The sequence below is a fragment of the Klebsiella sp. GB_Kp056 genome (assembly GCF_040064755.1).
GTDB classification, from domain to species: domain Bacteria; phylum Pseudomonadota; class Gammaproteobacteria; order Enterobacterales; family Enterobacteriaceae; genus Klebsiella; species Klebsiella quasipneumoniae.
The window spans coordinates 1-12,385 of record NZ_JBEAJA010000059.1 but is presented as its reverse complement, the minus strand read 5'-3'; the positions used below and the strand labels follow the sequence as shown (position 1 = coordinate 12,385).

General features: G+C 59.2%; 10 protein-coding genes. 6 read left to right on the top strand and 4 right to left on the bottom strand.

Going from position 1 to position 12,385, the window contains the following annotated elements; translation table 11 throughout:
* The first annotated feature begins 179 nt into the window (after window positions 1–179).
* The 3 genes from ABLV52_RS20155 to ABLV52_RS20145 are packed head-to-tail and all read left to right on the top strand — an operon-like array spanning window position 180 to window position 3,886.
* Entirely contained in the window at window positions 180–1,235 is a 1,056-nt protein-coding gene (locus ABLV52_RS20155) for an amidohydrolase family protein (protein ID WP_032453872.1), read from the top strand.
* Window positions 1,225–2,493 (top strand): MFS transporter, encoded by a 1,269-nt coding sequence (locus ABLV52_RS20150; RefSeq protein WP_032453870.1) that lies wholly within the window; start codon window positions 1,225–1,227, stop codon window positions 2,491–2,493. Before ABLV52_RS20155 ends, ABLV52_RS20150 begins: the two co-directional genes overlap by 11 nt.
* Before the next feature lie 58 nt (window positions 2,494–2,551).
* Window positions 2,552–3,886: an MFS transporter gene (locus tag ABLV52_RS20145; RefSeq protein WP_023290782.1), complete on the top strand. Its 1,335-nt coding sequence runs from the start codon at window positions 2,552–2,554 to the stop codon at window positions 3,884–3,886.
* 39 nt (window positions 3,887–3,925) lie between these two features.
* Here the strand turns inward: ABLV52_RS20145 and ABLV52_RS20140 are convergent, their stop codons facing one another.
* Window positions 3,926–4,642, bottom strand: coding sequence for an IclR family transcriptional regulator (locus tag ABLV52_RS20140; protein WP_023290781.1), 717 nt, complete (start codon window positions 4,640–4,642; stop codon window positions 3,926–3,928).
* Between the two features lie 166 nt (window positions 4,643–4,808).
* Between ABLV52_RS20140 and ABLV52_RS20135 the strand changes: the two genes are divergently transcribed.
* Together ABLV52_RS20135 and ABLV52_RS20130 are read left to right on the top strand one after the other, a co-directional pair.
* Window positions 4,809–5,504 (top strand): diguanylate cyclase, encoded by a 696-nt coding sequence (locus ABLV52_RS20135; protein ID WP_032453868.1) that lies wholly within the window; start codon window positions 4,809–4,811, stop codon window positions 5,502–5,504.
* Window positions 5,501–6,448: a hydroxyacid dehydrogenase gene (locus tag ABLV52_RS20130; protein ID WP_348890860.1), complete on the top strand. Its 948-nt coding sequence runs from the start codon at window positions 5,501–5,503 to the stop codon at window positions 6,446–6,448. Before ABLV52_RS20135 ends, ABLV52_RS20130 begins: the two co-directional genes overlap by 4 nt.
* Before the next feature lie 1,406 nt (window positions 6,449–7,854).
* On the opposite strand, the gene norW is transcribed toward ABLV52_RS20130, so the two are convergent.
* Entirely contained in the window at window positions 7,855–8,991 is a 1,137-nt protein-coding gene (gene norW / locus ABLV52_RS20125) for an NADH:flavorubredoxin reductase NorW (RefSeq protein ID WP_348890859.1), read from the bottom strand.
* Entirely contained in the window at window positions 8,988–10,436 is a 1,449-nt protein-coding gene (gene norV, locus ABLV52_RS20120; protein ID WP_102007127.1) for an anaerobic nitric oxide reductase flavorubredoxin, read from the bottom strand. Before norV ends, norW begins: the two co-directional genes overlap by 4 nt.
* Before the next feature lie 187 nt (window positions 10,437–10,623).
* On the opposite strand from norV, the gene norR reads away from it, so the two are divergent.
* A complete protein-coding gene (gene norR, locus ABLV52_RS20115) occupies window positions 10,624–12,174 on the top strand; it encodes a nitric oxide reductase transcriptional regulator NorR (protein ID WP_348890889.1) in 1,551 nt (516 codons plus the stop codon).
* Here the strand turns inward: norR and ABLV52_RS20110 are convergent.
* The coding region (locus ABLV52_RS20110; RefSeq protein ID WP_348890858.1) for a CBS domain-containing protein at window positions 12,137–12,385 on the bottom strand (249 nt) is incomplete at its 5' end. The two genes, norR and ABLV52_RS20110, sit on opposite strands and share 38 nt — an antisense overlap.

Below are 12,385 nucleotides of genomic sequence, written 5' to 3'. Positions count from 1 at the left end.
ATATTAATTTCTGTTAGCCCCTCCCTTCCCCCGCTTTTAACGACCTTATACATCTGTGATTCACCTCTTATTTACATCATTTAAACCAATCGTTAACTGGATAAAAACACGGCGGCCTCGTTATAGTAGTTTTGTAAAATAAAACACTGTTGTACAGGGTAAAACAAAACGAGGTGTTCATGGAGATCGTTACCGCGCCGCACCTTGCGGTCAGAAACGAGTGGCTTGCGTTACATCGTGAAGCGCCATTACAACCCGAGCTGCCCATCATTGATGCGCATCATCATCTTTGGGATCGGCAAACCGGCCGCTATCTCACCCATGAGTTCAGCGACGATATCCAGACCTCAGGGCATCGCGTTGTCTCATCGGTCTATGTGCAATGCCGCTCTATGTTGCGTCGCGACGGGCCGGAGACGCTTAAACCGCTTGGTGAAATCGAGTTTGCCAGCGGTATCGCCGCGATGTTCGCCAGCGGACATTATGCAAACGCGCTCGGATGCGAAGCCATCATCGGCGGGCTCAGTTTACTGGCGGGGGACGCGATGCAGCCTGCCATTGAGCGCGCGATAGCGTTATCCGGCGGGCGGCTGCGTGGGATGCGCAATCCGTTGGCCTGGCATCCCGATCCGCGGGTAACCTCCAGCCCGGTTACGCCACCGGCAGGCCTGGCGCAGAGCGCTCCGTTCCGCCGGGGCGCTGCCTGTCTCGCGAGGCATGCATTGTCGCTCGATGTATGGGTTTACCACACGCAGCTGGAGGAGATTGCCGATCTGGCGCGGGAAATACCAACGTTACAGATTGTGATCGATCACTGCGGCGGGCCGGTCGGCGTTGGACCCTGTTCAGAACGGGATCCGGACATGTTTCAGCAGTGGCGAAACGGTATGCGACGTCTGGCGGAACTGCCGAACGTATGCGTAAAAATTAGCGGCTTTGGGATGACGGTCAGGGGGTTTCACTTCGCAGCGGCAGAGACGCCGCCGGATTCGCAAATGCTGGCACAGGCATGGATGCCGTGGTTTGAGACCATCGTTTCTCTTTTCGGTGCCGAACGCTGCATGTTCGCCAGCAACTTTCCCGTCGATAAAGGCATGTTCAGCTACGGCGTTTTCTGGAACGCCTGCAAACGCCTGGCGCAACAGGCGTCCCCTGACGAACAGGCGCAGTTGTTCTGGCGTACCGCCGCAACCTGTTATCGGTTAACCTCTGTGGAGAATATCAATGACCAGTAAAAGCGAGCTAAATCAATTTACTGCGACTAAAGCGACGCCTGACGCATTGCCACAACGCGTCGCTGAGAGGCGGACGCTGGCGCTGGGCGGCCTTGGCTGGACATTTGAAAGCTACGACTCCTTTCTCCTTTCATTGCTGTTACCAGTGCTGGGCGTGGTGTTCGGTATTAATAAAGCCGAGCTTGGGCTGTTTATCAGCGTCACGGCCGGGGGGCAGATTATTGGCGGGATCCTGTTTGGTTTTATCGCCGATAAAATTGGGCGTGTGAAAACGGCGCTGATCTGTATCGCCATCTATTCACTCTTTTCCGGCCTGTTAGCCTTTACGCACGATCAACAACATTTCGCGCTTTTACGTTTTTGCGGCGCGCTGGGTATGGGCGGAATGTGGACCTCGGGCGCGGCGCTGATTGCTGAAACCTGGCGACCTGAACGGCGCGCGCGCGGCGGCGCGTTGATGCAAATGGGCTTACCTGTTGGCGCTATTCTGGCTATCAGCCTGACGGCAATCGTCAGCTCGGTCAACGGCGGCCTGGAGCAGGGTGCATGGCGCTATCTGTTTATGATCGGCGCGCTGCCGGTATTCATTATGAGTGTGGTCGCCTGGTTCACACCGGAATCGCAGGTTTGGCTTGCTCGTCAACAGGCGAAGGCGACGAGTCGTCAACCTGCCGTCAAGCTGGGTAAACAGAATCTGCGAGGTCTGCTGTTGGCCTTTGTCTTTATCTTTTTTATTCAGTATCTGTTCTGGGGCGTATTTACCTGGACACCCACCTATCTGCGGGAAGTCAAACATCTGGATTTTTTGCACAGCCTGAAGTTTGTACTTGCGCTGCAGGCTGGGGCCATCGCGGGTTTTCTGGTGTTTTCGGTGCTGGCGGATAAGTGGGGACGCCGTCCGATGTTCCTGATTTATCTGTTAACCGGCGCCATTGCCGTCGCGCTGTACCTTGTGACCACGCAACCCTTCATTCTGATGGTGGCGATTTTCATGGCCGGTTTCGGGGTTAACGGTATTTTTGCGGGCTCGGGACCCTTCCTGGCGGAAATCATCGGGGACACCTCATCCCGGGGCTTCCTGATGGGGCTCGCCTATAACGGAGGCCGTCTGGGCGGATTTATTGCGCCGCTACTGATTGGCGCTGTCGCCAACGCTGGCGGTTTCACCGCGGGACTGGCGACGACCGTGGTTGCTTTCCTTGCGGCGATGCTGGTGGTGTGGCGAGCGCCGGAAACCAGAGGCATCAAGCTGAAGTAACTTATTTCATCTCTACATCGTTTTCCTGATAAACATAATGAAACCCTGCGAGGAAACCATGACCGATCAATTACCGCACCGCGCGAGCGATAACGACGCGCTGGAAAAAGAAACCATGCGACGGGTTATCTGGCGCATCCTGCCTTTCCTGGTGGTGAGCTACCTGGTATCGATTATTGACCGCGGCAACATAGGCATGGCGGCGCTGCAGATGAATCAGGATCTGGGCCTGAGTAAGGCGGCTTTCGGCTTCGCCAGCAGCTTGTATTTTGTGGCCTACTTTATCTTTGAAGTACCCAGCAACCTGGCGATGCAGAAGGTGGGGGCACGATTGTGGATCCCGCGCATTATGATCAGCTGGGGAGTGGTATCGATGTGTATGGCGCTGGTGCAAAATACCACCTCCCTTTACATCGTACGCTTTTTGCTGGGGGCTGCCGAAGCGGGCTTTTTCCCGGGCGTGGTGCTCTATCTTACCTGGTGGATCCCGTCGCGCTACCGGGCGCGGATCATCGCCTCGTTTATGGTGGCCATTCCGCTGGCTAACTTTATCGGTTCCCCGCTTTCCGGGTTGATACTGATGATGGATGGGTGGTTAGGTCTGCGCGGCTGGCATCTGTTATTCATTATTGAAGGGCTGCCGGCGGTCCTGCTGGGGATAGCCGCGTTTTTCATCTTGCGGGACCGTCCACACCAGGCTGGCTGGTTAAACGATCGTCAGAAAGCATGGCTGGAAAACACGCTTCAGGCGGAGCGCCAACAGCAGAAACAGATCGGCCACACCTCCACCTGGCAACTGTTGAAGCATCGTCAAATCTGGCTCATGGCGCTGATTTACGCCGGTGCCTCCTCCGCCGGCACGACCCTTAGCGTCTGGTCTCCCCAGCTGCTGAAGTCGTTCCATCTGGATAACCTGACCACCGGGCTGCTTAATGCCATCCCCTATGGTCTGGCCTCGGTGCTGATGATTGTCTGGGGGCGCAGTTCGGATCGAAGTAATGAACGCCGCTGGCACACGGCGCTCACCCTCTTTATGATCGCGGGCGGCGTGTTTGCGGCGTTTATCAATCTGTCGCTGCCGGCCACCATTGCGATCCTCAGCACCATTCTGATTGGCGCTTATGCGATGAAGGGGCCCTTCTGGGCGCTGGCGTCGGGCTGGATGAGCAGCACCTCAGCCGCCGCCGGGCTGGCGGCCATCGGGGCGATCGCCAACCTGATTGGCGGCGCGGTGATGGTGAATGCCTACGGCATGATTAGCGAACGGACAGGAAGCCATACGCTGGCGATGCTCCCGCTGGCAGGCTTGTGTCTGGCAGGCGGCATTGCGGTGCTGGCCATGGGGCGCCGTTACTCGCAGACGGCCAGGCAGGAAAAACAGATGACCCATTAATAAGCAAAGGCGGGATTTTTCCCGCCTTCTCAGCAAAGCTTACTCTTTCACACCGTAAAACGTTTCGCAGAATGTCTTGCTGGCGCCTAGCTTGAGCGACAGGCGGTTGGCCGTCTCCTGCATGAGCTGGCTGATGCCGCTCGCTTTACGATCTTCCGTCAGACGCGATGCCGGCCCGGTCAGGGCCAGCGCCGCGATCAGTTTATCGTGGACGCCAAACACAGGCATGGCGAAGGCCGCGGTGTGCGGGTCGCGCGCGCCGGAGGTATAGAACGGCAGCGTCGGTTCGTCTTCCGGCAACGATTCACCCAATCCCCAGCGGCGTAAAACCTTACTGATAGCGGAACCATCCAGCGGGAACTGGCTGCCAGGCAGGTTGCTGTGGCGCAATCCCTGGGAGGCTTCGGCGCGGAACAGGCACAGGCGTTGCCCCCCCTCAATCACATACCAGCTTGCGCTTTCGCTGGAGGCCTGTGACAGCGCCTGCAATTCCGGCTGTACCACTCTGGCAAGTTCAAATGATTGCTCATAGAGCTTGCCAAGATAGAGCAGACGGTGGCCGAGCGTATAGGTGCCATCGTCGTGCCGGATGATGTAGTTCATTCGCTCAAGCGAATTCATCAGGCGATAAACGGTTGTTTTGTGATATCCCGAAAGCTGGGCCAGCTCCGTTAACGTCAGACTGTCATTACCGGGACGGAAGCAATCAAGTAAAGCCAGCGCCTTTTCAACGGCAATTACGCCTTCATTCCCCATCATGTTCTCCTTTTTGCCGAACAAAATTGTACCTGAATTTTGTGAGTAACTTCGTGTTTACATCACAAACAACTTCGCAACACTGGCGAAAAGCGAAGCAATGCACGTATAGTTGTTTTATATAGTACACATTAGTTGTATCTAGTAAAACAAATGGGGAGTCACCATGCCTGCTTCGCAACAGAAACTCATCAATTTTGCTATTGCGCGTGTTACCGCGGAAGAAGTCCGTCAGGCCGCCGAATTTCAGGCCGCCATTCTGGCTGACGTGGCCGGACGCCGTGGCACATTACATGGCCGCATCAAGCCGCTGGCGCCGCATATGGCGGTCGCCGGGCCGGCGATTACCGTCGAGGTTCGCCCGGGGGATAACCTGGCTATTCACGCCGCGATGGCCGTCGCTAAACCTGGCGATGTATTAGTGATCGACGGGAAAGGCGATCTCTCCTGCGCGCTGCTGGGGGAGATCATGGCCACGCAGGCGCAGGCCAGCGGTATCGCCGGGATCGTTATCGATGGCGCCGTTCGCGATGCGGAGACCTTAAGCAAACAACGCTTCCCGGTGTTCGCTGCCGGCCTGAACCCGTGCGGCCCGACCAAGTTCATTCCAGGCCGGGTCAATCATGCCATTTCGGTCGGCGGCGCCGCGGTGCAGGCGGGGGACTTAGTGGTCGGGGATATTGACGGCGTGGTCGTTATCCCACGCGAGGAAGTCCGCACCATCATCGAACTGGCGAAAGGCAAACTGGAGATGGAAGCAAAACGTCTGGTTGCTATCCGCGATGGCGATCTACGTCCGCACTGGCTGGAGGGCGCCCTGCGTCAGGCGGGGATGCTGAGCGAAGGGGAGACGCTGCCATGAGTGCTAAAAACGTGGTACTGATTACCGGCAGCGATTTGGCTGACGCGGCGCTGGGGATGCTGGAAGATTACGAACTTGTCTTTGCCGGCCGCCAGCCTACAGAGGCCCAGCTGATCGCTCTGTGCCAGCAGCACAATCCCGTCGCGATCCTGGTGCGCTATGGCCACATTACTGCCGCCGTTATGGATGCGGCCCCGGCATTGAAGGTGATTGCCAAACATGGCAGCGGCATTGATGTTATTGACGTCGAGGCGGCTGCCGCGCGCGGCATTCTGGTTCGCGCAGCGATCGGGGCGAATGCCGCCGCGGTGTCCGAACATACCTGGGCGTTAATTTTGGCCTGTGCTAAGTCGGTCATTCCGCTCGACCGCCGCCTGCGTGAAGGGCACTGGGATAAATCCACGCATAAATCGCTTGAGCTTGAGGGCAGAACGCTGGGACTCATCGGCCTGGGCGCCATTGGCAGCCGGGTGGCGAAGATTGCCTGTGCCTTTGGTATGAAGGTTCTGGCTTACGATCCCTATGCGAAAGCGGTCCCGCCGGGATGTGAACGTGTTGCTGAACTTAACGATCTGCTCAGGCAGGCCGATGTGCTGTCCCTTCATTGCCCCTTGACGCAACAAAACAGGGGAATGATCAATGCCGCCACGCTGGCGCAGTGTAAGCCGGGCGCCATCCTGGTCAATACCGCGCGCGGCGGGTTGATTGACGATGCGGCGCTGGCCGCGGCATTAAAAGCGGGGACCTTGCGCTGGGCGGCGCTCGACAGCTTTAACAGTGAACCATTAACCACGCCCCACATCTGGCAGGGGATCGATAATGTGATTCTGTCTCCGCATGTGGGTGGCGTAAGCGATGCCTCTTACGTGAAAATGGGGACCGCTGCCGCGGCCAATATTCTGCAGGCGCTGCAGGAGTCGGCTCAGACAGAAACAACGTATTAAGTGGTAATCGAACCTGCGCTTCCGGTTAATTATTTTGCCCTTATGAGCTTACGGGCGGCATCCGCAGGCCGGGTAAGGCGCAGCGCCACCCGGCAAACTAACCGTGCAACAGGGTTGCCTGGGAGGTGAGCAATGCTTGCCCGGCGGCGCTGCGCTTGCGCGGGCCTACCGTATCTGGGCTTACGGGCTACATCCGTAGGCCGGGTAAGGCGCAGCCGCCACCCGGCAAAATGGCGGCGCAACAGGGATGCGTGTATTGCAGATACGGTTATTGGATTGCCATTTTCTCACTCCGGCAAAAAGCGTCTGTCGCGTGTGATTTCAGCGTACATTGCGCTCCCGGTTAATCGTCTGCGTTATGCCTGGCATGGCGCAGGGAGCGCACAGGGGGCGGCCAGTCGCCGCCGCCCCCTGTACCCCCGGGCTCCGGCCAGCAAAATCGCCGCTACGCGGTACCTTCGACTTATCCCTGCAGGCTTCGGGTCGGGCCGAGGCAGCGTCCGTGCAAAACACGGCCCTCAGCCCGCATCCATGCGGGCTGCCCCGGCCTTCCGGGAACGTCTCAGCGATTTTGAGGCCGCCAGCACCGGCAGTTTCAGTCGCGCAAGTGGGTAAATCAACGACAGGTCGCACGATCCGTAGGCCGGGTAAGGCGCAGCGCCACCCGGCAAACTAACCGTGCAACAGGGTTGCGTGGGAGGTAATGAACGCTTGCCCGGCGGCGCTGCGCTTGCGCGGGCCTACCGTATCTGGGCTTACGGGTTACATCCGTAGGCCGGGTAAGCGTAGCGCCACCCGGCAAACTGGCGGCGCAACAGGGATGCGTGTATTGCAGATACGGTTATTGGATTGCCATTTTCTCACTCCGGCAAAAAGCGTCTGTCGCGTGTGATTTCAGCGTACATTGCGCTCCCGGTTAATCGTCTGCGTTATGCCTGGCATGGCGCAGGGAGCGCACAGGGGGCGGCCAGTCGCCGCCGCCCCCTGTACCCCCGGGCTCCGGCCAGCAAAATCGCCGCTGCGCGGTCCCTTCGACTTATCCCTGCAGGCTTCGGGTCGGGCCGAGGCAGCGTCCGTGCAAAACACGGCCCTCAGCCCGCATCCATGCGGGCTGCCCCGGCCTTCCGGGAACGTCTCAGCGATTTTGAGGCCGTCAGCACCGGCAGTTTCAGCAACCATGGTGAATATATTAACGACAGGTTGGACGATCCGTAGGCCGGGTAAGCGTAGCGCCACCCGGCAAAATGGCGGCGTAACAGGGATGCGTGGGAGGTAATGAACACGTGCCCGGCGGCGCTGCGCTTGCGCGGGCCTACCGTATCTGAGCTTACGGGTTACATCCGTAGGCCGGGTAAGGCGCAGCCGCCACCCGGCAAACTAACGGCAAAACAGGGCTGCCTGGAAGGTCATTCACTCACCAGCTGTTTGAGCAGCGCGAAGGCGTCTTTCATCTTGTCTTCGCTGACCACAAAGGCGCGCAGTTGATTCGCCGCATCCAGCCCTTTCGCCACCAGCCCCTCTTTGGCGGCCACGATGTTCCACGTCAGATCCTCGCGGCGGGTGTCGCCGGCCAGATGCAGCGGCAGATCCGGGGTCTTCACCTTCACCAGCATTGGCGGCAGCTTGAGTTCGCCCGCCTGCGCCAGCAGGTTTTTACTCAGGCACATGGCGCTGAGCAAAATCGGCTGCAGGAACGGCAGTACCGTACCGTTGATTTCCGCACAGTCGCCGAGGGCGTAAATCTCCGGGTCGCTGGTTTGCAGCTGGCTATTGACCACCACGCCGCGGTTAATCTGCAGTCCGGCGTGGCGCGCCAGCGAGGTTTCCGGGCGCAGGCCGGCGGCGGCCACCACCGCATCGACGGTTATCGCGCGCTGGCGGTCGAGACTGACGCGGATGCCGTCGGCGGTGTGTTCAAGCCTTTCCAGCTGGGTTTTTAACATCAGATGGACGCCCATCCCGGTGAGGCGATGCTGCAGACGGCTGCTGACCTCCGGCGGCATCAGCGCCGCCAGCACGCTGGCGGCATTATCGACCACCGTTACCGCTTTACCGGCGCGACAGAAATCCATCGCCAGCTCGCAGCCAATCAGGCCGCCGCCGACGATCAGCACCCGCCTGGCGTCGCGGAGCTGGCTCTGCGCCGCGCCATATTCGCGCTGGCTGTTCAGCGTTAGCATCAGCTCGCGGCCCGGCACCGGGGGGATAAACGGCGTGGCGCCGGTGGCCAGCACCAGTTTGTCGTAGCGCCACTGCTTATCCAGGCTTTTCACCCGATGGTTTTCAGCGTCGATATCGCTCACCCAGGTATGGGGAAACAAGCGCAGGTGGTACTGTTCGGCGAACTCGCCGGCGCTTTGCAGAGTCAGATCGTCGGCGTGCTGTCCGCGGCTGATGACGTGGCTGAGATCGGGCTTGTTATACTCATCCATGCTGTCGGCGGCGATGAGGGTCAGCGGGATCTCGGCATCCTGCTTACGAATATTTTTCACCAGCTGGCGGGCCGCGAAGCCCGAGCCGATGATGACGATGCCATCACTCATTTTGCCTCCGTCGCCAGAACATCAAACACATCTTTACCCAGCGAACATTCAGGGCAGAGGAAGTTATCCGGCACGTCGCTCCACGGCGTACCCGGCTGCACATCCTGGTTAGGTTCGCCTTTCGCCGGGTCATACACCCACTGGCAGACGCTGCACTGCATCATGGGACCGAGATCGGCGGCCGCGGCGGCGGCACAGGCACAGTCCTGTTGTTCCGGCGTGACTGTCGCTTCAGCAACCGGCAATGGAGCGAGCGCCCACTGGCGGGCGATGTCGCGCCCGTGTTGGCGGCACAGTTCGAGCGCATCGATATCCGGGCGCCATTTGGCCTTCAGACTCAGGGACATTTCAAACCCGGCATCCTGCAGGCGGGTGGACAGGCGGTCTACCGCGCCGCCGCTCCAGCCGTGGGAGCCAAAGGCGCTGGCGCGTTTGTTGCGAAAACGCAGCCCGGTCATCTCTTCCACCAGCCCGGCAATTTTCGGCATCATGACGTTGTTCATGGTGGAGGTGCCCACCAGAACGCCTTTTGAGCGGAAAACGTTGGTCAAAATGTCGTTTTTGTCGCTGCGGGCGACGTTAAAGATTTTCACCGCCACCCGTGGGTCGACCTCGGTGATCCCCTGGGCAATGGCGTCCGCCATCATGCGGGTGTTGTTGGACATGGTGTCGTAGAAAATCGTGATGCGATCTTCCTGATAATCCGCCGCCCATTCGAGGTATTTCTCGACGATTTGCGTCGGGTTATCGCGCCAGACCACGCCGTGGGAGGTGGCAATCATCGCTACCGGCAGGTTGAAGCCGAGAATTTCGTTAATTTTCGGCGTCACCAGGCGGCTGAAGGGCGTCAGGATGTTGGCGTAGTAGCGCTGGCACTGTTCGTACAGTTCAGTCTGGTCCACTTCATCGTTGAACAGATGTTCGTCGCAGTAGTGCTGGCCGAAGGCGTCATTGCTGAACAGCACCGCGTCGCCGGTCAGGTAAGTCATCATGCTGTCCGGCCAGTGCAGCATTGGCGTTTCCACGAAGATCAGCTGCTTACCATTGCCGATATCGAGGGTGTCGCCCGTTTTCACCACGTGGAAGTTCCACTCCGGATGGTGGTGGTGGCCGTTGATGGAGTCGATGGCGTTGGCGGTGCAGTAGATCGGCGTATCCGGGATCTGCATCATCAGCTCAGTCAACGCGCCGGCGTGGTCCTCTTCGGCGTGGTTAATAACGATGTAGTCGAGGTCGGCGAGGTCGATTTCGCGGCGCAGATTCTGCACGAACTCGCGGCTGAATTTATGATCGACGGTATCGATCAGCACGTTTTTCTCTTCGCGGATGAGATAGCTGTTATAGCTGCTGCCGCGCAGCGTTTTATATTCGGTGCCGTGGAAATCACGCACTTCCCAGTCACGTTGGCCAACCCAAAGAATGTTATTTTTCACCACAATAGACATAGCAACCTCAATTAATACAGTGTGTTCAAAGTCAGTTGATTGATGTATTACAAGTTGCGTGCCAGTTTTTTAACTTATTGAATAAAATGAATTTTTAAATTTTCATAATTTTAGTTGCTGTCAAAATGACAATGATTAAAATAGTCGATATGACTATATGGGCTGTCAAAATGACAATGGAGCGATGATGAGTTTTTCCGTCGAGGCGCTGGCGAAAATCGCCATTGATTTACAAAGCGATATCGGCCACGTCGACCGCTTTTCGCGCCTGATCGCCACCCTGCGGCAGATCCTTGGCTGCGACGCCTCGGCGCTGCTGCGCTATGAGGCCCATCAGTTTGTGCCGCTGGCGATCGATGGTCTGGCGCAGGATGTGCTTGGCCGGCGCTTTGCACTGGATGGGCATCCGCGGCTGGAGGCTATCGCCCGCGCCGGCGATGTGGTGCGCTTCCCGGCGGACAGCGACCTGCCGGACCCCTATGACGGCCTGATCCCCGGCCAGGAGAGCCTCAAGGTTCACGCCTGCGTGGGGTTGCCGCTGTTTGCCGGGCAAACGCTGATCGGCGCGCTAACTCTTGACGGCATGGATGCCGACCGCTTCGACAGCTTCAGCGATGAAGAGCTGCGACTGATTGCCGCGCTGGTGGCCGGGGCGCTGAATAACGCGCTGCTTATCGCCCGCCTTGAAGCGCAAAACGTCCTGCCCGCGCAGGTGGTGAATTACCCGCAGCCGGAGCGTCAGGAGATCATCGGCCTGTCGGCGCCGATGCTGCAGCTGAAAAAAGAGATCGAGATTGTCGCCGCCTCGGATTTGAACGTGCTGATCAGCGGCGAAACGGGGACCGGTAAGGAGCTGGTGGCGAAGGCGGTGCATCAGGGATCGCCGCGAGCGGCTAACCCGCTGGTGTACCTCAACTGCGCGGCGCTGCCGGAGAGCGTGGCGGAGAGCGAGCTGTTCGGTCACGTGAAAGGGGCGTTTACCGGGGCTATCAGCAACCGTAGCGGCAAATTTGAGATGGCCGATAACGGCACGCTGTTCCTCGACGAAATCGGCGAGCTGTCGCTGGCGCTGCAGGCGAAGCTGCTGCGCGTCCTGCAGTATGGCGATATTCAGCGTGTCGGCGATGACCGCAGCCTGCGGGTCGATGTGCGGGTGCTGGCGGCCACCAACCGCGATCTGCGCCAGGAGGTGGTGGAAGGGCGCTTTCGCGCCGACCTCTATCACCGGCTGAGCGTCTTCCCGCTGTCGGTTCCGGCGCTGCGCGAGCGGGAAAATGACGTGGTGCTGCTGGCTGGCTATTTTTGCGAGCAGTGCCGCCTGCGGATGGGGCTGGCGCGGGTAATTTTAAGTGAGGCAACGCGAAACAGGCTGCAGCAGTGGTCGTGGTCGGGCAACGTGCGCGAACTGGAGCATGCCATTCACCGCGCGGTGGTGCTGGCGCGGGCTACTCAGGCTGGCGATGACGTAGTACTGGAGCCGCAGCATTTCGAGTTTACGGCGACTGCGCCGACGTTGCCGACCGAGGCGGCGGCAGCGGCGCCGGCAATGGGTAACGTGAATCTGCGCGAAGCCACGGATAATTTCCAGCGCGAGGCGATTGCCCGCGCGCTGGCGGCACATCAGGGCAACTGGGCGGCGACCGCCCGCGCGCTGGAACTCGACGTCGCCAACCTGCACCGGCTGGCGAAACGTCTGGGGCTTAAAGGATCCCGGCCTGGTAAAAGTTCTGCAGGTTGATGGCGCCGACCAGTTGGCCGTTTTCATCGACTACCGGCGCGGCGCTGATTTTGTGCTTCATCAGCCGCTCTTTGGCTTCCACCGCGCGGCTCTCCGCCTGCAGCGTCACGCCGTTACGGGTCATCGCCTGCGTGACGCCGTCGTTTAAGGTGCCGCCGCCAACCTGCACCGGCTGGCGAAACGTCTGGGGCTTAAAGGATCCCGGCCTGGT